This window comes from Desulfatibacillum aliphaticivorans DSM 15576 (assembly GCF_000429905.1).
Classification (GTDB): domain Bacteria; phylum Desulfobacterota; class Desulfobacteria; order Desulfobacterales; family Desulfatibacillaceae; genus Desulfatibacillum; species Desulfatibacillum aliphaticivorans.
In genome coordinates this window covers 157,691-175,790 of sequence record NZ_AUCT01000013.1, presented here as the reverse complement: position 1 = coordinate 175,790, position 18,100 = coordinate 157,691, and the positions used below count along the sequence as shown (strand labels likewise).

Here is an 18,100-nt window from a genome sequence, read left to right as displayed (position 1 = left end):
AAGATAGGTTCCCGTCCAGGCCCGGGCCATAGACCCAGGCGAATAACCTGCTGACTCTATCACATTTTGCAGGCATTATAAACCTGTGTGGAAAATGTAATATTATCCTCGGTATTTAATAGGGCTACTTAAACGGATTGGCCATCATGTCCTCCCGGACGGGGGCGGAGGGATCGGGAAGGTCTTGGGGGGATGCGCCCAAAGAGGCGATAATGCCGGCGGCCGGGGCGTGTCCCTTTACGGCGGAGCGGGCCAGCCATTCCAGGGCGAGATCGTTGTCGCCCACCTCCAGAAAAAGCATGCCAACAAGGAATTGAGCCTTGGCGTGGTTGTTTTTGGCCGCGGGCGCGGCCCAGTCAAAGGCTTCGTCATAAGCCCGGGAGGAGAAAAACAAGGCTGCAAGCTGGTACCGGGCTTCGTCATGGCCCAGGTTGGCCGCCTTGGCGTAATCCCTGGCGCCCTCCTTGATATCCTGCTCAAAGCCCAGGCCCTCCAAGTGCATGCGGCCCAGCATGAACCACGCCTCGGGGGCGTCTTGTTCGTCCGCCGCTTTTTGAAAATACATGGCAGCCTGGGAGTAGTCCCGCTCCACGCCGTCGCCCAGGAAATATTTGTTTCCCAGGGCCAGGCAGCCCGGAGGCTCCCCTTGGGGTTGAGCCTTGGGTGACAGGGAATTGTATCCGGCGCAGGATAGGACTGTCATGACCGCAAGACAGACCATGACGAATAACCATCGATTGGATTGCTCGAACAGCATACGCAATTGCCAGGCTATAGGAAATTTACCTGGGTGACTCCTTCTTTCTTTCGGATGATTTTCGAAAGCTGTTTTTGGCTTTCTTGATCGGAAATGGGCTCTACCATGGAAATATCCCGATTTTCCAGATCTTTTTTTTCTTTCCACGTTACGACAAAGCCTGGAACCATGGCGTAGGCGCATCCGCCGAAGCCGCAGCAGGACGAATCCATGACCCCGGTTCCCACGGTGTACAATACCTCTTTGCCTTGGTAAGGAAGGCGAACTTCCCGTTCCAGGGTGAAATATCCGGAGATCGACCGGTTTTCCTCATCCAGGGGAATATGAATGTAAGGTTTTGTCATGGCTGTTCTCCAATGTATAAAACGCCAAACCCCTGTGCACAAAAAAGCCCGGGTCCAGGACCCGGGCCGATATTCTTATTTGCCGACTCCGTCCAAAATGGCCTGGATCAGGCCGTCGATGGTGTAGGCTTCCGCCTCCATGTCCACCTTAAGCCCAAGGTCTCGGGCCGTGTCGCTGGTTATGGGGCCGATGCTGGCGGTTTTAACGCCTTCCATGACCTTCAGGAGCTTTTCCTTGTCAAATAAGGCCACAAAGTTGCTCACCGTGGAGGAGCTTGTGAAGGTGGTCATGGTAATCTCGCCGGATTCCAGCCTTTCCCACAAAACCTGGGCCTGATCCTGGGAAGCCTGGACCGTTTCGTAAGCCGGAACCTCGTCCACCAGGGCGCCCATTTTTTTCAACTCCACGGGCAGGATGGGGCGGGCTTGGGCGGCTCGGGGCAGAAGCACTTTTTTATCCTTCATGTCCTCCTGCAGGAAGGCTTCCACCACGGACTCGGCGCGGTATGTCTTGGGCACGATGTCCGTAACCAGGCCGTATTCCCGCAATTTGGCCGACGTGGCCGGACCGATGGCCGCCACTTTGGCATTGGCCAGGGCGCGGGCGTCCTTGCCTTTGGAAAACAGGCAGTCGAAAAAATAATCCACGCCGTTCACGCTGGTCAGGACCACCCAGTCATAGGCGGCGATGTTGTCCACCGCGTCTTCCAGGGGTTTGGGGTCCTTGGGCGGAACCAGTTCAATGGTCGGAGTCTCCACGCAGTCGGCGCCGAGATCGGCCAGCTTTTCCACCAACGCGCTGGCCTGCTTGCGGCTGCGGGTGACCAGGATTTTCTGGCCGAACAGGGGCTTGGTTTCAAACCAGTTAAGCACGGGGCGCAGATCCACCACCTCGCCCACCACGATGACGGCCGGCGGCTTGATTTTCGCCTTTTGGGCGATGTCCACGATGGTTTCCAGGGTTCCCGTGACCGTTTCCTGGCCCGGAGTGGTTCCCCAACGCACCAGGGCAACCGGGGTTTGGGGAGCGCGGCCGTTGTCCATAAGCCGTTTGGTGATCATGGGCAGATTCTTGATGCCCATCAAAAACACGATGGTGCCGATTCCCGTGGAAATTTTGGCCCAATCGATGTTGGATTCGTCTTTGGTCGGGTCTTCGTGGCCGGTGACAAAAGCCACGGTGGCCGTATGCTTCCTATGGGTCAGGGGAATGCCTGCATAAGCCGGGGCTGCAATGGCCGAGGTGACGCCGGGCACGATTTCAAAGGCTTGGCCTTGTTCCTTCAGAACTTCGGCTTCCTCGCCGCCGCGTCCGAAAATAAAAGGGTCGCCGCCTTTCAAGCGCGCTACGGTCTTCCCTGCCTTGGCTTTTTCCACCAAAAGGGCGTTGATGCCGTCCTGGGAAAGGGTGTGGTCCCCGCCCTTTTTGCCCACGTAGATGATTTCCGCGTCTTCCCGGGCGTAGGCCAGCAGCCTGGGAGACGCCAGGTAATCGTAGACGACCACATCCGCGGTTTTTACGCAATCCAGGCCCTTAACCGTGATAAGGCCTACGTCTCCGGGGCCCGCCCCGATGAGATACACTTTGCCCATTGTATATTCCTTCCGGTTTTTGGCCGGGTTAATGATCCAGCAATTCGTCCAGTACGGCCTTGCCGCCGGCGTTCAGGAGCTTCTCCGCCAGTTTGACTCCCAGTTCCTTGGCGTCTTCCTTTTTGCCGGAAACGCTGTCGCGGAAAATCGGGGTCCCGTCCACTCCGGCGATGACGCCGGTCAGTTGCAGGAAGTCTCCCTTTAGCCTGCCGTGGGCTGCCACGGGAACCTGGCATCCGCCGTCCAGACGCTTCAAAAAAGCCCGTTCGCCGGTGACGATCACCTGGGTCGGCTCGTGGTTCAAGGCTCTGGCCAGCGGCCCGGCCACGGGATCGTCCTCCCGGATTTCAATGCCCATGGCGCCCTGGCCCACGGCCGGAAGCACGGTCTCCTCGGGAATGTATTCCGAAACCTTGTCGTCCATGGCCATGCGTTTGACGCCTGCGGCTGCAAGCACAATGGCGTCCAGGTTCAGGGAAGTGAGCTTGTCCAGACGAGTGCCGATATTGCCGCGCAAAGGTTCAATTTGCAGATCCGGCATAAGGGCCAATAACTGGGCCGAACGCCGCAGGCTGCTTGTGCCGATCTTGGCGTTGGGCGGCAGGTCCAAGAGACCCTTGGCCCTGGAGCAAATCAAAGCGTCCCGGGGGTCCTCCCGCTCCATTATCGCAGCAAGACACAGCCCGGGGGGAAATTCCGAAGGCACGTCCTTCATGGAATGCACGGCCATGTCGGTCCGGCCGTCCAAAAGGGATTCTTCGATCTCCTTGACGAACAAGCCTTTGCCGCCCACCTTGGCCAGGGGCACGTCCAGGATTTTGTCGCCCTTGGTCTTGATGACGACCAGCTCGGTCTTCACGTTGGGATTCCGGCGCTCCAGAAGCGCTGCAACATGCTCAGCCTGCCACAGGGCAAGGGGGCTGCCCCGGGTTCCTATTTTAATGAGGATTTGATCCGCCATTATCAGGACGACCCGCAGGAAGCGCAACTGGTTGCAGAGCAGCCCGCGCAGGAGGAAACGCCCGCCGAACTGGAAACGGTCTCTCCGCCGCCGCCTTTGCTCACAAAGCCGCAGGCTGACAGCAGCCTGTTCACGTCATTGGAGGCGCATTTGGGGCATTCGGGCTTGTCGCTGCCCATTAAAAGCTGCTCAAAGTTGGCGTCGCATTTATTGCAATGAAATTCATAAATTGGCATATAAACCATCCTTTCGGTTCAAAGTTAACTTCTTTATATAAGACCGATAAGCCCGTGCGTCAATACATGCTTTCCCCAATCCGGGATATTTGGGCCTGCGCCCGGCTTGCCAACCAGGGGCCTTTCCTATATAGAATTGGGCCGGAGAGGGTAACTTATTCTTGGAGGCGTTATGCAGACGATTCACGCGCAAATCCTGGCCACAGGCGATGAACTGACCACAGGGACCCTGGTGGATTCCAATTCGGCCTATATGGCTGAACAGCTTGAAATGATGGGCGTTTCCGTCAGGCGGCACGTCACGGTTGGCGACGACATGGACGACCTGGTCCGGGCGTTAAAGGATATTGGAGAGCAGGCGGACGTGGCTTTGGTCACCGGCGGCTTGGGGCCCACCATGGACGACCTGTCAGCGGAAGCGGCGGCCAAAGCCGCGGGCGTGGACCTGGAGCTGGACGAAGAGGCCCTGGCCTGGATCGAAGCGCTTTTTAAATCCGTGGGCCGGAACCTGGGCCGGAATTTGGGTGAGTCCAACCGCAAACAGGCGTATTTTCCCCAAGGATCGGTGCGCCTGGACAACCCCGTGGGCACGGCGCCCGGTTTTTCCCTGATCATCGGCAAGTGCCGATTCTTTTTTATGCCGGGCGTGCCGCGCGAAATGAAACTTATGCTGGCGGACCAGGTGATTCCCCGCATCGAGGAAATGCTGGAGGATGTAACCATTTCGGGTATGCGGACCATCTGCACCTACGGCATGCCTGAAGCCCGGGTGGGCGAACTCATAGCCGACGTTGCGGACGGCGAGCCCGGCATGAAAATAGGGCTTAGGGCCAGCTTTCCCGTTATCCAGGTGAAGATCTACGCCCGGGCCGAAAGCAAAATGGGCGTGGAACGCATCCTGGACGAAGGCACGGACAAGATTTTGGATCGGCTGAAAAATAACGTGTTTTCCGTGGGCGGCCGAAACATGGAGGAAGTGGTGGGGCTGATGTTGAAGGACGAAAAAGCCACCCTGGCCGTGGCCGAATCCTGCACCGGCGGGCAGATCGCCCACTGGCTGACCAGCGTGCCCGGCAGCTCGGAGTATTTCGTCATGTCCGCCGTCACCTACGCCAACACAGCCAAAGAGACCATGCTGAACGTCTCCCGCAAAACCTTGTTGAAGTACGGCGCCGTGCATGAGGAAACCGCCAAGGCCATGGCCGAAGGCGCCCGCCAGATAGCCAAGACCACCTACGGCATTTCCACCAGCGGGGTGGCCGGCCCGGCCGGCGGCGACGAGGAAAAGCCGGTGGGAACCGTGTGCATCGCCCTGGCCACGCCGGACGACACCTTTGTGTATCGGTTTCATTCCCCCTTTGGCGAGCGGGACCGGAACATAAAGATTTTCGCCATGAACGCCCTGGACGTGCTTCGCCGTCATCTCCAAGGTCTTCCCCCGCCCTCCTGGGCCAGGGAGTATAAACCCTGAGAATTGGCGTCCCGATGGCGCAAATATAAAAAAACGGGCCGGAGCGGGAAGGATTAATCTCCCTGCGCCGGCCCGTTATTTATGGGGGAACGGAAAATCGTTTTTTAATGCGCTATTTTTCCACCTTGCCCACTTCGTAGTCAGCGCCTTTCCAGGCAAAGATGCCGCCGCTGTAACGGTACACATTCTTGTAGCCCATTTTTTCGGCCCAGGCGGCGCCATTGTGGCTGCGGGTGCATTTCACGAATCCGCAGTAGATCACGATGGTCTTGTCTTTGTCAGGGCCCAGCAGGGCTGCAAAGTCCGCCTGGGTCTTTCCGTCGGTTTCCTTGACGTCCCACTCGTTCATGTCCGGAATGGGGAACAGGAACTGGACGGCCCCGGGAACATGATTCTTCACGTAGGAGCCCTCGTAAGGCATGGTGTCAATGATGACCATATCCTTGCCTTCGTCCATCCACTTTTTCAGCTCATCGGTGGTCACCAGGTCGTAGCCGCCCCTTTGCACTTCGCGCACCAGCTTGACGGCTTGGGCTTCAGCATCTACTTCCTTCTCAAACTTGTTCTTGAACGCCCAGGCGGGGCTTGCGGCAAGAAGGCCTACCAGAGCGATCGCCAGAACCACTTTCAAAGTCTTAGTCATTTTTGTTGCCTTTCTTCCAAACAGTTAGAATTTCAATCGGACGCACAGGGCGCACCGATCTCGCGTAACGCCAGATGTATAGATAGGCCACGCCGGCCATCATCACAAAGTCGCGGTACAAAGCCGGACGCAGGCTATGAAAGGCCTCCGCCTCGGGATCGTCCGGGCCGAAACAGCCGCAATCCACGTCCAGTCCCATATGCAGGCCGTACCCCAGGACGAAAATGAATAAAATCAGCATGCCGGTGATCATGCCCAAGCTGCCTTTCACGTCCAGCAATATGCCGACGGCGGCGGCGATTTCCAGGATAGGCAGCAACAGGGAGATCGGCTCGATGGCGATTTCCGGCAGCAGCCCGAAAGCCTCGATGATCACCGCAAAGGACCTGGGATCCTGAATTTTGGCGATGCCGGACCATAAGAAAACGCCCGCCAAAACGATCCTGCCCACCCGATACAGCCATACGGGGAAAAACTGGGAGCCTTTTCCCCCGCCGCCTTGCACGAATGCTATATTTCCTGATTCCATAACCTTACGCCCCAGGATTGAATTCAATTTTTGGTTTTTCTTCAGCTAATATTGGGAGCAAGGAGCCTACTGCTCCTTCATGCGCTTGGAACTATACGAAACCTATCTATAAGTAAAATTGATTATTTTAATCCTGCTTCGCCGGGCGATAGACGTTGCAAATAACAGCGGGCGGATTTCGCATATTCTCGCCATTAAAAAGGAAGGCAGGACTATATTTTAGGCAAACGAATGTGCTATGCCTTTTGTGGTGGAGAACGGCCCGCCCGTGTGCAGGACATCACATCAAATCTGAGAGCATTCATGAGTCAGCTTTCCGACTCCGGTTTTTCCGGAGACAAATTGTTTACCCAACCTTTCGCCGTGCTGCTGATTGTGTATTTCATGATCATGTGCAACCTGGCGGTGTTTTTCAATTTTTTCAGCTACCTGGAACAGGGTGGGGTTTCCGCGAAGACGGCCGGTTTGCTTTTGGGCGCTTTTCCCCTGGTCGCCTTGGCGGCAGGGCCCATGCTAAGTTCACGGGTGCATCCGGGAAACGCCGCGCCCAGTGCATTGCGGGCGCCGTAGGCATGGCGGCGAGTCTGTCCGCATACGCTTTTGTGCAGGACGTGTGGCTATTGGCCGTGCTCCGGGGATTCCATGGCCTGGCTTTTGTAATCGGGCTCACCGCGTTGATTTCCCTCACCGTCAGCGTGGTTCCTCCCTTGAAAAGCGGCCAGGCCTTTGGCGCGATAACGGTGGCGAACCTTTTTCCCTACGCCATAATGCCGCCCGCAGTGGAGTACGTCCTGGCGAAGGGCGGGACCCAGGGCGCGGTGTTTATGGGGACCGGAATCGTCATGGCGGCGGCGCCTCCTTTTTTATGGCTCGTAAGCCGCATGGAAGCCTTTTCCGTCCAGGAGCGGCCCAAGGAGGAAGACGTCCTTTCAAGGCGGGAGGTTTTGGATAATTTCAAGTCGCCGGTTATGCTTTTTTTACTGGCCATGTCCGGTGCGGCGTATTTGTGTTTCGCCATGGTTTTTTATTTCCTGAAGAGTTACGGCGGCGCCATCGGAATCCAACAGGTCGGGCATTTTTTCACTCTCACCATTATTTTTATGATCGGCGTGCGGGTGGCTGCTTTTTCCTTTTTCGACCGCTGGAACAAGGCCTGGGTGTGCGGCGTAGGGCTTATTTATGTGGGATTGTGCTTTTATTTGCTGGGGACGGTTCGCAGCCCCTGGCTGTTTTTCGGATCAGGCGCGTTGTTGGGGCTGGGATGGGGAATAACCATGCCGCTTATCGGCGCGCTTATATTCGACGCATCGCCGCCCAGGCTGCGGTCCTTCAATACCAACATGATGATCGAGATGATCGACGGAGGCTATTTTCTGGCCCCTACCATGGGCGCAGCCATTGCGTCGTCTTTGGGATATTCGGCCTTGTTGTATTTTGAAGCGGGAGTTTCCGTATTGTTCGGGATTGGGGCTTTAAGGCTGGCGAGAAAGATATAGGGAGGCTGCGCCGAGCCGCTTAACCGCCCGGCCGCAACCGTCCCTATCCCCCGCGCCAGGGGGCGTTTTTTTCAGTTAGATGGAATCCACCTCTTCGTACACCGTGATTTCAGGCTGGCCGGCGGCGAAGGTCATGGCTTTTTCCATAAAGGCCTTGAAGTGCGGCGTGGAGCTGTGAACGCCCAGGGCTTCTTTGTCTTTGTATTTTTCGATAATAACCAGGGTGTTGGGGTCTTTTTTGTTGATGTTGAGGCTGTAGGCCAGGGTGCCTTCTTCGGTTGCGACGCCTTTCATGAGTTCCTTGACGCCTGCCAGGGCTTCGTCTCTTTTGGCTTCCTGGACCGGAATTTTTGCGATTACTGCGATCATGGCTTTCTCCTTATGTGGGAAGTTAAAATGACGCGGGGCGGAATCCTCGCTTCCCATATTCACACAATCGGGATAAAAAGGACAATAATAAAATAGAGCGCTCGTCAGATTTTTAGGCCGGTCAATGGTTATTTGGAAACTTATGTGGAGATTTTTTGACATACTCTATCACCTGATTCATTTCCTCTGCGCAGGGCGCCAACGCAGGTTCCTGTTTCAGCATCTCCACGGCATGCGACGCCTTGTCAAATTCCCGGCGGGATGCGTAACCGGTGATTAACCTGGCATACAAATAGAGCCTTAACGCGTCGGAATTGTCTATGTTCCAACGGTTTAGACCTTGCGGGCCGAGTACGCCGGGCATGAAATCATCGAATGCTTCCACTGTCCACGGCTCTACGCTCAGGGTTTGGCGCTTGCCTAAATACGCACCAATGCGTTTATAAAGCTCCTGATCATCATATTGCTCTTTAATTTCTGCATGCATAAACAACATAAGCTGGAAAAACGCGGCGTCATCAGCCCAAATGCTGTCGGAGTAGTCTTGGATAACCTCCTGAAATTCTTTCCTGGCTTTTTCAATTTTGGATTTTTCCGCAAGCATGACCTTGCGTTGGACATCCGTGTCATATTTTATGAAATAGCCTTCGGACTCTTCCGCGCCTTCAATTCTTTCTTTGGTGGGATTGGCGGCGTTGGACACTTTTTTCCAAACCGTAAAGGTATCTTTCAAAGCGCTTTGAAACAACTGCTCCTCTTTCGGCGCAGGCTCCTTGCAGGCAAAAAAGCTAACAAAAACAATTAAACAGGAGTTTCTGGGAAAGAGGCAGTACCTATTTATAAATAGCTGTAAAATAAGTATGTTATTTGGGTGTTTCTTGTAAGACCCCACCGACTATCTCGTAGCCGAGAACGCTGAGGATTTGGCTTTGCAGCGGAGTGGGGTTAGAGCATCAGGTTGTGTTTTTCCAATTTGTTATAGAGGGCCCTTCGGCTGATTCCCAGCATTTTGGCGGCGCGGCTTTTATTGTTCATGGCCACATTCAGGGTTTCCACAATCAGCTTGTATTCCGCCTCTTCAATGGAATCCCCGACTCTTATGTCCACCGGATGGCTGTTTCCGCTGCCCTCCAAAAGCCTTTTGGGAAGGTGCTTGGGCAGGAGCACCTTTTCGTCGCACAGCACCACCGCCCGGTGGATGATGTTCTTGATTTCCCTGACATTTCCAGGCCATTCGTAGGCTTCCATGATGGAAATGCACTGGGGCGAAAGGCCCATGATATTTTTTTGGTAGGCGTCGTTAAATCGCCTTAGATAATAATCCACCAGCAGGGAGATGTCCCCAGGCCTTTTTCTTACCGGGGGAATGGTTATGGAAAAAACGTCCAGCCTGTAAAAAAGGTCTTCCCGGAATTTTTTCTTAGCCACCGCAGCGGCCAGATTTTCATTGGTGGCCGCCACAACCCGAACATTGGTTTTAATATTGACGGTTCCGCCGATTCGATTAAAGGACTGGGTCTCCAGAACCCGCAAAAGCGCCACCTGGTTTTTTTGGTCGATGGTGCCCACTTCATCCAAAAAGACCGTTCCTTTTTTGGCTTTTTCAAAGGACCCTTTATGGCGCTTCCAGGCGCCGGTGAAGGCGCCTTTTTCATGGCCGAAAAGCTCGCTTGATACAAGCTCCGAGGGCAGGGACCCAAGATGGATGGGGATGAACGGATATTCCTGCCTGGCGCTGATCTGGTGGATGGCGTTGGCCACCAGGTCCTTGCCCGTGCCGGTCTCCCCGCTGATCAATACGGGAATATCCGACATGGCGGCCTGGCGAATCTGCCTGAAAACCTCCTTCATGAGTCCGGAGGCGCCGACCATGTCATGGAACGATACCTTTTTGAGGTCGTCCTTTAATAAAAGGTTCATTCCAAATTCAGGCCGGTTATGCTCTGCGGCGTCAATCAACATCTTGAGCTCTTTATCGTCTATAGGCAGCCGGGAATATTGGCACGACCCGGTTCTCAAGGCCGAGGACGCCGCCGTGAGGTCCTTTTTTTCCGCCAGGATGATGATTTGGGTGATCGAACAGTTGTTGGAGATGGTCTCCAGAAGATCGATGGAGTGGTCGATGTTGCGCCGGAGGGCGGAGCCGCTGATAATAAGGATGTCAAAAGTCATTTCCTCGAATTGTTCAAAGGCGTGCCCCAGACTTTTGGCAAGAAAAATCTCGGTGGGCTGGCCGCTGTATATTCGCCTGACCTGGTCGAAGACAAGTTTGCTGGCTTCCACGACCAAAATTTTTAAATTGCTCATGTTCGAACCCGCCTTATTTTTTCATCTCGCGGCATTGACTGTGCAATAATTGCACAATCTCAATAGAGAAGCCCCGATTTTTCCGCGCCCGCCGCATCCATTTGAACACGGCGCGGGCATTAAGAATATTGGCAATTAAACACATTCCCAATGCGACCAAGGAGAATGCACCGTATCAATAGTGCACACACAATACAACCATAAACAAATAACTGTGCAAAGAGTTTACAAACTAGTGAAAGTTGTACGCAAGCAGGATTCTTGCTCATATTTTCTCGAAGTATTTTACCACATAATATCAAATAGATAGTCATTTTCCCAAAGCCTGTGGCACGAATATGGCTAAGGCCTTAATCCGTGTTTTGAATTGCAAAATGGAAACGCTCTCGATCCCATCACCTGAAGCTGAGCTGGTCTGGAGTGGATATATCACTGTATTTATTTAGAATTCTCGGAGGAACCTGAACATGAGCAAGATCAACGCCAAACATGTATTTACGTCAGAGTCTGTGGGCAGCGGACATCCGGACAAAATCTGCGACCAAATTTCAGACGCCATCGTTGATGCATGTCTTGAAAAAGATCCCGAAGGCCGGGTGGCTTGTGAAACCATGGCCGGATATAATCTGGTGGCCAATGTGGGAGAGATTACATGCAATGGATGGGAAGAAATCGATTCGGAAAAAATCGCCAGACAGGTTGTCAATGAAATCGGATACGATAACGAAAGCCTTTTGTTTTGGGGCGACAATTTCGACTATATCAGCCGGATCCACGGCCAGTCGCCGGATATCTCCCAGGGCGTGACCGAGGGCGAAGGGCTCTATGACGAGCAGGGCGCCGGCGACCAGGGAATGATGTTCGGGTATGCAACCGCCGAAACGCCGGAAATGATGCCCGCCCCCATAGCCTATAGCCACAGGCTTCTCAAAACCCTGGAGGGCATGCGGCAATCCAAGGAAATTCCCTACCTCAGGCCCGACTCCAAAGCGCAGGTCTCGGTTGGCTATAAGGACGGCCGTCCGGAATTTATCAAATCCGTGGTGGTTTCCCACCAGACCGGCGAAGTTCCCCTGGAAAAAATTCGCAAGGACCTCATTGAAGTCGTCAAGAACGAGTTTGAATCCACCGGACTGCTGAAAAAAGATACCGAATACTTCATCAATCCCACGGGCGCCTTTTACCTGGGAGGCCCCTATGCGGACGCCGGGCTTACCGGTAGAAAAATCATCGTGGACACCTACGGCGGCGTGGGAAGCCATGGCGGCGGCGCTTTCTCGGGAAAAGACCCCTCCAAGGTGGATCGCTCGGCCGCCTATTACGCCCGGTATGCGGCGAAAAACATCGTCGCCGCGGGCCTGGCTAAGAAATGCGAAATTCAGGTCGCTTACGCCATTGGCGTTTCAAAACCCGTCTCCATCAATGTGGACACCTACGGAACGGCGCTGATCGACGAATCGATCATTGAAATGCTGGTCAACGACAGCGACATTTTCGATTTTCGTCCGGCGGCGATCATAGCCAACCTGAACCTGAAAACCCCGAAAAACTGGTCCTATCGCATGACCTCCGCATACGGCCATTTCGGCAGGGACATGTTCCCGTGGGAGCAGCCCGACAAAGTCGAAGCGCTGAAAAAGGTGAGTAAAGTGGCGAAAGCCGCTTAGCCTCGTTTCTTTCCTGCGGTTAAGCCAATGAAAAACGTTCCTGAGTTTATATTTTAAACCGGAATTTTATAAGACTTTAAAAGAGGACGCTATGATCTATCCCTACGAGTTGGAAACAGGCAAAGGCTACCCCGGCGAAAAAGACTTCACGGTCAACCATTGCGAAATACAAGGAGACGGCATTTATACAAAACGCCCCTTTAAAAAAGGAGAGATGGTTGCAAGAATGACGGGGATCGCCGTGCCGTACATCCTTCAGCACACCCTTCAGATCACCCCGAATCTGCATCTTTACGACCCTCATTTTTCCGGGCTCTTGCTGCATTCGTGCGACCCGCTTGTGTGCCTGGACATGAACAAGCTCGAAATCTGGGCTTTGCAGGATATTGATGAAGGGGAAGCCCTGACAATGGATTACGCCTCCACGGAAGACATATTGTTCAAGCAATTTCCTTGCGCCTGCGGCTCCGTTAATTGCCGAAAATGGATAACCGGCCGCAAAGAGCCCATCAATGAAATGGGCCGGAAATACCTTCGAGATTTGGAAAGGAAGTGTGGATGATTCCTCAACAAAACCGTCTGTGGTGGGAGAGGGAGGACCTTTGTTACAAAGACGGGAATTTGGTTTTTTCAGGAAAATCCGCGGCCGGCCTAATCAACGTGACCGGGACGCCTGCTTTTTTTTACAGCGCAAACCGGATTTCGCAAAACCTTGAGCGATTGCAAGAAGCCCTGAGTCAGCTTGATTCTTATCAAATTTATTATGCGATCAAAGCGAACAGGTTCGCCCCTATCCTGACGCATATTAAAAAAACGGGGCTGTGCGGGGTGGACATATGCTCTCCCAATGAGCTGCTTCATGCTTTTTCCTGCGGCTTTACATGCAGTGAAATCTCGTACACCGCCCACGCAATGACCAATGACGAGCTAAGGCTGCTCGCCGATAATCCGGACGTGAGGTTGAATTGCGACTCTTTAAGCACTATCCGGCGCTTGGGACAGTTCTGCAGCCATCGGAAAATCGGCATCCGGGTCAACCCGGCCATGGGCATCGGTTACAGGGACAGCGAAACCCTTAGATACAGCGGAGACAAAACCACCAAGTTCGGCGTCTACAGGGAACAGTTCGAGGAAGCGCTGGCGCTGGCCTCCAAGCACGGCCTTATTGTGGATACCATCCATTTCCATACCGGATGCGGCTACCTGAATAACCAGTTATCCATCTTTGATGAGATCCTGGAAGCCACGCACTGGTTTACGGACAAAGTGAAAGACCTTGCCTCCGTCAATCTGGGCGGCGGGCTCGGGGTTCCCCATGATGAGGATGACGTGAACCTGGATCTGGACTCCTGGGTCTCTGTCATCAACAAGCATTACGGAGGCAAAGGGCTGACCGTTTGCGTGGAACCGGGGGACTATGTCGTCAAGGACAGCGGCATTCTGATTTTGGAGGTCAACACCGTCGAAAGAAAACAGCAGACCGATTTTATCGGAGTTAACGGCGGATTTACCCTGGCCATAGAGCCCGCCTTTTACGGATTGCCCTGCGAGCCGGTCGTCCTGGAGCAAAAGACGGACAAGATGAAACCCGTTACGATTGCCGGGAATATCAACGAGTCCCTGGATGTCTGGAAGGACAATTTCCCCATGCCGGATCAGATCAAGGAGGGAGACCTCCTTGCCTTTATTAATGCGGGCGGATACGCGTCATCCATGATGTCCAACCATTGCATGCGGGGACAGGTTTCTGAAAACATTGTATTTTAAAAGACCCCAAGGGGCATAGGAATATTGAAGGAAAAGACATGAATCTTGCAGGAAAAGACAAAAAACACATCATCCATCCATGGTCGAATCTGGGAAGCGACGCCGAGTCCATGATCATTGAATCCGGGAAAGGGGTTCATGTTTTTGATAGTGAGGGTAACAAGTTCCTTGATTCCATCTCCGGCATGTGGTGCGTGAATCTCGGATACGGAAACGAGGAAATGGCGCAGGCCATAGCGGATCAATGCGTCAAACTGGCCTATTACACCCCCTTCGGCGCCATGACCAGTCCACCCTCCATCCAACTGGCGACGGAACTGAGCGCGTTGACGCCCGGCGACCTGAACTGCTTCCAGTTTACGAACAGCGGTTCCACCGCCGTGGAGTCGGCCATTCGGTTTGTCCATTACTATTTCAACTGCCTGGGCCAACCAGAAAAAAAGCACATTATTTATCGCGAAAACGCTTACCATGGCAGCACCTATCTGGCGGCTTCCCTAAACGGAAAAAGATGCGACCGGAGCTATTTCGATTATGTCACCGACATTGTTCACGCCACCTCCGACCCCAATCCCTTTAAAAGGCCCCAGGGGATGAGCATCGAGGATTTTTGCGACCTCAGGGTCAATGAATTAAGGGATAAGATTTTGGAGATCGGGCCGGATAAGGTCGCTTGCTTCATCGCAGAACCCATCATGGGCTCCGGCGGCGTGATCGTTCCTCCTCCCGGATATCATAAAAAGACTTTGGACGTGTGCAGGGAATACGATGTGCTGTACATCTCCGACGAGGTGGTGACCGCCTTTGGAAGGCTGGGGCACTATTTTGCTTCTGAAGAGGTTTTCGGAATCGTCCCGGACATCATCACCGTGGCGAAAGGAATCTCATCCGGGTATCAGCCCTTGGGCGCGGCTATTTTTTCCCAAAAGCTGGTCGACCGGATCAGCGGCGACTCCGCCAGCGAGAATTCCTATTATACCAATGGATTCACCTATTCCGGGCATCCGGTGACCTGCGCCGCCGCCCTGAAATATCTTGAAATCATGAAGCGCGATAAATTAACCGACCATGTCCTTGAGGTGGGCCCATATTTCATGGAGCGCCTGAAAACGCTTAAGGAGCTTTCCGTGGTCGGCGACGTCCGGGGCCATTGTTTAATGGCTTGCGTCGAATGCGTTGTGTCAGACAATGAAGATGAGAATATCGCAGTCGCCCAGCGCGTGGATGAGTTCTGCCAGGAAAAAGGGCTGATCGTCAGGCCGTACGAGAACTTGTGCATATTATCTCCCCCCTTGATCATCGAAAAAAAGCACGCCGACCAAATTGTGGATATTTTGAGGGACAGCATCGCATCGACAATGGACGAAATGGGATATTCATAATTACAAAGGAGAACGTGTGATGGAAAAGTTTGACATCCGTTTTTTGATAAATGGAAATATGGTTTTGGGAGAGGCTGAAAAGTCTGTTCTTATAAATCCTGATAATAATGAAGTCATTACGGAGGTCCCCTGCGCGTCCATCGCTCAGGTGGATGAGGCGATTCAGGCGGCGAACGAGGCTTTCCCGGCATGGAAGCGGAAGTCTTTCGCCGACAGGGCCGAAATCCTGTACAAATTCGCGGATCGCATCGACCAAAAAGCGGAGCTTCTGGCCAAACTGGAATCCATCAACTGCGGCAAGCCTTATCAACGCATGCTGGAAGACGAAATGCCCGCCATTTCCGACCACTTCCGGTTTTTTGCAGGCGCCAGCCGTTGCATGTCAGGCAGCGCCTCCGGCGAGTACCTGGAAGGCTTCACCAGCATGATCCGGAGGGACCCGGTGGGCGTGGTCGGACAAATCGCCCCCTGGAACTACCCCTTGATGATGGGCGCCTGGAAAATCGCCCCCGCCCTGGCCGCCGGCAATACCGTGGTTTTCAAGCCATCCGAGTGCACTCCGTTGACCATTCTGGCCTTGGCGGAGGATATTAAAGAGCTTTTCCCCCCCGGCGTTCTCAATGTCCTCACGGGCAAGGGAAGCGTCGTGGGAAAGCATCTGGCCGCTCATGACAAGGTTCAAATGGTTTCGGTCACGGGGTCTGTAGGAACGGGGAAGCAGGTCTTGCAGTCCGCCGCATCCAATGTCAAACGCACCCATTTGGAACTGGGGGGCAAAGCGCCGGTCATCGCCTTTGACGACTGCGACATTGACGACCTGGTGGAAAACATGGCCATGTGGGGATATTACAATGCGGGCCAGGATTGCACCGCCGCCTGCCGCCTCTACGTCCAGGAAAATATTTACCAAGAGGTTGTGGACAAATTAACGGACGCGGTTAAAAACATCCATGCGGAGGATATCGGACCGCTCATCTCCGCGGAACAGCGGAAAATCATTCAGGGCTTTGTGGAAAGGGCCAAGAAGGTTCCCCATCTGAAAATCACCGCGGGCGGCAATGCCATCGACAAGGGATGCTACTTTGAACCCACCCTGATTGCGGACGCGCTTCAGGATGACGAGGTGGTTCAGGAGGAAGTCTTCGGACCGGTGGTTTCCGTCACCAAGTTCAAGGACGTGGATCAGGCCATTGAATGGGCCAACGACTGCAAATACGGCCTGGCTTCCTCCATCTGGACCAAGGATATTCAAAAGGCCCACATGGTGTCATCCATGCTTCAATTTGGAGTCACCTGGATCAACACCTATTTCATGTATGCATCCGAAATGCCCCATGGCGGGTTTAAAATGTCGGGATACGGAAAAGACCTCTCCATGTACGGCCTGGAAGACTATACGGTCGTCCGCCATATCATGGTAAAAATCTAAGCGGGCAGAAGGCCAGGGGAGCAAGCGCTCTCAAATCCATTAGAGAAAGTCCCTGCTTACAAGCATCCGAGCGATGCGGCGTAACTCGCCGCATCGCCTTTTTTTTATGCCCGGCGGCCATGCAGGCGAAGCCGCCGGTCTTTATCTCACAACTATGCCCACGGGCGCGAAGCCCGCCCATTCGTTCAAGGGGCGCTCGGATTTCACCACAAAGCCTTGGCGGTTGGCCTCATCCGCATGGGCGACGGAAACTGCGCCCACGGTCTTGTACACATCAGGGTCCATGACCATGGTCACGCCTCCGTGCTCTTCCGAGAAATCCCCTTCCCGAGCCTTGTCCGCAGCCAGGCCCAGGGTGGCGTCGCAGCATCCTGTAAACTGGATTTCCACGCGCACCCAGGGATCAAGGCCTTGCTCCGAAAGAAATTCATGCATGGCTTTTAAAGCCCCTTTTTCAACCTGAAAATAGGACATAAGAGCCTCCTTTTATTGGGCTAAAAACGACTTTTATACTTGAATTCATTCCAAAAAATATTAATGCTAAAAAGCGCCTTCGTCTGAATCTTTATCAAATCCGAAAAACTTCATACATGTTCCTTTAACAAAAAACAGCCAATTTCTAAGGTTAAAATCTGGGAAAATCGCCCATCACAAGGAGTCAGCGCTTAAATACGGTATTTTTTTAGTTAATTCAACCACATGTAGCGCTCATTTCCAGCATGTTTGATAGAAATATTTATCAGAACCCCCGCTCCGTTTTCATATCCCCCATAATTGCCCGGATACCTTTCATATACCCCCTCAGCCCCCCGCAGGGCAAGCGCCCATGCGCCTGTGGCATAAGGATTGCTTTTGGAAGAGATTAGGGATGGAGCGCCCATGGATATAAAACGGGAGGACATGGCCGGCTTGTTTTACACCGGCGGCGCCACGGGACGCTCCAAGGGGGTTATGCTCGCGCATTTCAATTTATGTTACAACGCCCTGCAAATGTGCCACGAAAGACAGGATCCTCCACACAGCGCCCATGTTTCACCTGGCGGACGGCATCCATTCCGTGATCTCGACCACAAACCAGGCGGCCTTGCGCCGCCGATTTTTTGGGTAGCCCATACCCGCTCCTTGACGCTTTTTGATAAATACATGTAA

Annotated in this window: 20 protein-coding genes; 9 read left to right on the top strand and 11 right to left on the bottom strand. The window is 53.7% G+C overall.

Translation table 11 applies throughout. The features are described 5' to 3' along the window. Positions 1-124 precede the first annotated feature (124 nt). The 5 genes from G491_RS0114610 to G491_RS0114590 all read right to left on the bottom strand — a co-directional run bounded on the left by G491_RS0114610 (position 125) and on the right by G491_RS0114590 (position 3,891). Positions 125-757: a tetratricopeptide repeat protein gene (locus G491_RS0114610; protein WP_028315118.1), complete on the bottom strand. Its 633-nt coding sequence runs from the start codon at positions 755-757 to the stop codon at positions 125-127. A gap of 14 nt (positions 758-771) precedes the next feature. Further along, entirely contained in the window at positions 772-1,101 is a 330-nt protein-coding gene (locus tag G491_RS35885) for a hypothetical protein (RefSeq protein ID WP_028315117.1), read from the bottom strand. 75 nt (positions 1,102-1,176) lie between these two features. Then, positions 1,177-2,694: a uroporphyrinogen-III C-methyltransferase gene (cobA, locus tag G491_RS0114600; RefSeq protein WP_028315116.1), complete on the bottom strand. Its 1,518-nt coding sequence runs from the start codon at positions 2,692-2,694 to the stop codon at positions 1,177-1,179. 28 nt (positions 2,695-2,722) lie between these two features. Beyond that, on the bottom strand, positions 2,723-3,655 hold the full coding sequence (hemC, locus tag G491_RS0114595; protein ID WP_015948744.1) for a hydroxymethylbilane synthase: 933 nt from the start codon (positions 3,653-3,655) through the stop codon (positions 2,723-2,725). Between the two features lie 2 nt (positions 3,656-3,657). After that, entirely contained in the window at positions 3,658-3,891 is a 234-nt protein-coding gene (locus G491_RS0114590; RefSeq protein ID WP_015948745.1) for an FmdB family zinc ribbon protein, read from the bottom strand. A 172-nt stretch (positions 3,892-4,063) separates the two neighbouring features. Here G491_RS0114590 and G491_RS30915 point away from each other — a divergent pair, with 172 nt between their 5' ends. Next, complete coding sequence (locus G491_RS30915) at positions 4,064-5,362, top strand: CinA family nicotinamide mononucleotide deamidase-related protein (protein WP_051327275.1); 1,299 nt, start codon at positions 4,064-4,066, stop codon at positions 5,360-5,362. 112 nt (positions 5,363-5,474) lie between these two features. Here the strand turns inward: G491_RS30915 and G491_RS0114580 are convergent, their stop codons facing one another. Both G491_RS0114580 and G491_RS0114575 read right to left on the bottom strand, forming a co-directional pair. Then, positions 5,475-6,005: a rhodanese-like domain-containing protein gene (locus G491_RS0114580; RefSeq protein WP_015948747.1), complete on the bottom strand. Its 531-nt coding sequence runs from the start codon at positions 6,003-6,005 to the stop codon at positions 5,475-5,477. After that, positions 5,998-6,534: a MauE/DoxX family redox-associated membrane protein gene (locus G491_RS0114575; protein ID WP_015948748.1), complete on the bottom strand. Its 537-nt coding sequence runs from the start codon at positions 6,532-6,534 to the stop codon at positions 5,998-6,000. Before G491_RS0114575 ends, G491_RS0114580 begins: the two co-directional genes overlap by 8 nt. Positions 6,535-6,837: 303 nt before the next feature. On the opposite strand from G491_RS0114575, the gene G491_RS0114570 reads away from it, so the two are divergent. Then, entirely contained in the window at positions 6,838-7,104 is a 267-nt protein-coding gene (locus G491_RS0114570; RefSeq protein ID WP_028315115.1) for a hypothetical protein, read from the top strand. 2 nt (positions 7,105-7,106) lie between these two features. Next, complete coding sequence (locus G491_RS0114565) at positions 7,107-8,030, top strand: MFS transporter (RefSeq protein ID WP_028315114.1); 924 nt, start codon at positions 7,107-7,109, stop codon at positions 8,028-8,030. A gap of 75 nt (positions 8,031-8,105) precedes the next feature. On the opposite strand, the gene G491_RS0114560 is transcribed toward G491_RS0114565, so the two are convergent. The 3 genes from G491_RS0114560 to G491_RS0114550 all read right to left on the bottom strand — a co-directional run bounded on the left by G491_RS0114560 (position 8,106) and on the right by G491_RS0114550 (position 10,271). After that, positions 8,106-8,399 (bottom strand): putative quinol monooxygenase, encoded by a 294-nt coding sequence (locus tag G491_RS0114560; protein ID WP_015948750.1) that lies wholly within the window; start codon positions 8,397-8,399, stop codon positions 8,106-8,108. 121 nt (positions 8,400-8,520) lie between these two features. Next, the gene (locus G491_RS0114555; protein WP_028315113.1) at positions 8,521-9,147 is read right to left on the bottom strand and encodes a hypothetical protein; all 627 of its coding nucleotides are present in this window, start codon (positions 9,145-9,147) and stop codon (positions 8,521-8,523) included. A gap of 197 nt (positions 9,148-9,344) precedes the next feature. After that, the gene (locus G491_RS0114550; RefSeq protein WP_428829359.1) at positions 9,345-10,271 is read right to left on the bottom strand and encodes a sigma-54 interaction domain-containing protein; all 927 of its coding nucleotides are present in this window, start codon (positions 10,269-10,271) and stop codon (positions 9,345-9,347) included. Positions 10,272-11,173: 902 nt separating this feature from the next. On the opposite strand from G491_RS0114550, the gene metK reads away from it, so the two are divergent. The 5 genes from metK (at position 11,174) to G491_RS0114525 (ending at position 16,951) form a co-directional block, all read left to right on the top strand. Further along, a complete protein-coding gene (gene metK / locus G491_RS0114545; RefSeq protein ID WP_084511529.1) occupies positions 11,174-12,373 on the top strand; it encodes a methionine adenosyltransferase in 1,200 nt (399 codons plus the stop codon). A 91-nt stretch (positions 12,374-12,464) separates the two neighbouring features. Continuing rightward, positions 12,465-12,935 (top strand): SET domain-containing protein, encoded by a 471-nt coding sequence (locus G491_RS0114540; RefSeq protein ID WP_028315110.1) that lies wholly within the window; start codon positions 12,465-12,467, stop codon positions 12,933-12,935. After that, a complete protein-coding gene (locus G491_RS0114535; RefSeq protein ID WP_035218964.1) occupies positions 12,932-14,140 on the top strand; it encodes a diaminopimelate decarboxylase in 1,209 nt (402 codons plus the stop codon). Before G491_RS0114540 ends, G491_RS0114535 begins: the two co-directional genes overlap by 4 nt. Before the next feature lie 38 nt (positions 14,141-14,178). Further along, positions 14,179-15,522: an aminotransferase gene (locus G491_RS0114530; protein WP_035218963.1), complete on the top strand. Its 1,344-nt coding sequence runs from the start codon at positions 14,179-14,181 to the stop codon at positions 15,520-15,522. Between the two features lie 19 nt (positions 15,523-15,541). Next, positions 15,542-16,951, top strand: a complete 1,410-nt coding sequence (locus G491_RS0114525; protein WP_028315107.1) for a gamma-aminobutyraldehyde dehydrogenase — start codon at positions 15,542-15,544, stop codon at positions 16,949-16,951. Between the two features lie 141 nt (positions 16,952-17,092). Here the strand turns inward: G491_RS0114525 and G491_RS0114520 are convergent, their stop codons facing one another. Continuing rightward, a complete protein-coding gene (locus tag G491_RS0114520) occupies positions 17,093-17,425 on the bottom strand; it encodes a hypothetical protein (protein WP_028315106.1) in 333 nt (110 codons plus the stop codon). Positions 17,426-17,830: 405 nt separating this feature from the next. On the opposite strand from G491_RS0114520, the gene G491_RS0114515 reads away from it, so the two are divergent. Continuing rightward, the gene (locus G491_RS0114515; RefSeq protein ID WP_028315105.1) at positions 17,831-18,100 is read left to right on the top strand and encodes an AMP-binding protein; all 270 of its coding nucleotides are present in this window, start codon (positions 17,831-17,833) and stop codon (positions 18,098-18,100) included.

Excerpts from the sequence above, each read along its gene's own strand:
- G491_RS0114610 (WP_028315118.1), bottom strand. The coding sequence starts at position 757 with ATGCTGTTCGAGCAATCCAATCGATGGTTATTCGTCATGGTCTGTCTT.
- G491_RS35885 (WP_028315117.1), bottom strand. The coding sequence starts at position 1,101 with ATGACAAAACCTTACATTCATATTCCCCTGGATGAGGAAAACCGGTCG.
- cobA (WP_028315116.1), bottom strand. The coding sequence starts at position 2,694 with ATGGGCAAAGTGTATCTCATCGGGGCGGGCCCCGGAGACGTAGGCCTT.
- hemC (WP_015948744.1), bottom strand. The coding sequence starts at position 3,655 with ATGGCGGATCAAATCCTCATTAAAATAGGAACCCGGGGCAGCCCCCTT.
- G491_RS0114590 (WP_015948745.1), bottom strand. The coding sequence starts at position 3,891 with ATGCCAATTTATGAATTTCATTGCAATAAATGCGACGCCAACTTTGAG.
- G491_RS30915 (WP_051327275.1), top strand. The coding sequence starts at position 4,064 with ATGCAGACGATTCACGCGCAAATCCTGGCCACAGGCGATGAACTGACC.
- G491_RS0114580 (WP_015948747.1), bottom strand. The coding sequence starts at position 6,005 with ATGACTAAGACTTTGAAAGTGGTTCTGGCGATCGCTCTGGTAGGCCTT.
- G491_RS0114575 (WP_015948748.1), bottom strand. The coding sequence starts at position 6,534 with ATGGAATCAGGAAATATAGCATTCGTGCAAGGCGGCGGGGGAAAAGGC.
- G491_RS0114570 (WP_028315115.1), top strand. The coding sequence starts at position 6,838 with ATGAGTCAGCTTTCCGACTCCGGTTTTTCCGGAGACAAATTGTTTACC.
- G491_RS0114565 (WP_028315114.1), top strand. The coding sequence starts at position 7,107 with ATGGCGGCGAGTCTGTCCGCATACGCTTTTGTGCAGGACGTGTGGCTA.
- G491_RS0114560 (WP_015948750.1), bottom strand. The coding sequence starts at position 8,399 with ATGATCGCAGTAATCGCAAAAATTCCGGTCCAGGAAGCCAAAAGAGAC.
- G491_RS0114550 (WP_428829359.1), bottom strand. The coding sequence starts at position 10,271 with ATGGTCGGCGCCTCCGGACTCATGAAGGAGGTTTTCAGGCAGATTCGC.
- metK (WP_084511529.1), top strand. The coding sequence starts at position 11,174 with ATGAGCAAGATCAACGCCAAACATGTATTTACGTCAGAGTCTGTGGGC.
- G491_RS0114540 (WP_028315110.1), top strand. The coding sequence starts at position 12,465 with ATGATCTATCCCTACGAGTTGGAAACAGGCAAAGGCTACCCCGGCGAA.
- G491_RS0114535 (WP_035218964.1), top strand. The coding sequence starts at position 12,932 with ATGATTCCTCAACAAAACCGTCTGTGGTGGGAGAGGGAGGACCTTTGT.
- G491_RS0114530 (WP_035218963.1), top strand. The coding sequence starts at position 14,179 with ATGAATCTTGCAGGAAAAGACAAAAAACACATCATCCATCCATGGTCG.
- G491_RS0114525 (WP_028315107.1), top strand. The coding sequence starts at position 15,542 with ATGGAAAAGTTTGACATCCGTTTTTTGATAAATGGAAATATGGTTTTG.
- G491_RS0114520 (WP_028315106.1), bottom strand. The coding sequence starts at position 17,425 with ATGTCCTATTTTCAGGTTGAAAAAGGGGCTTTAAAAGCCATGCATGAA.
- G491_RS0114515 (WP_028315105.1), top strand. The coding sequence starts at position 17,831 with ATGGATATAAAACGGGAGGACATGGCCGGCTTGTTTTACACCGGCGGC.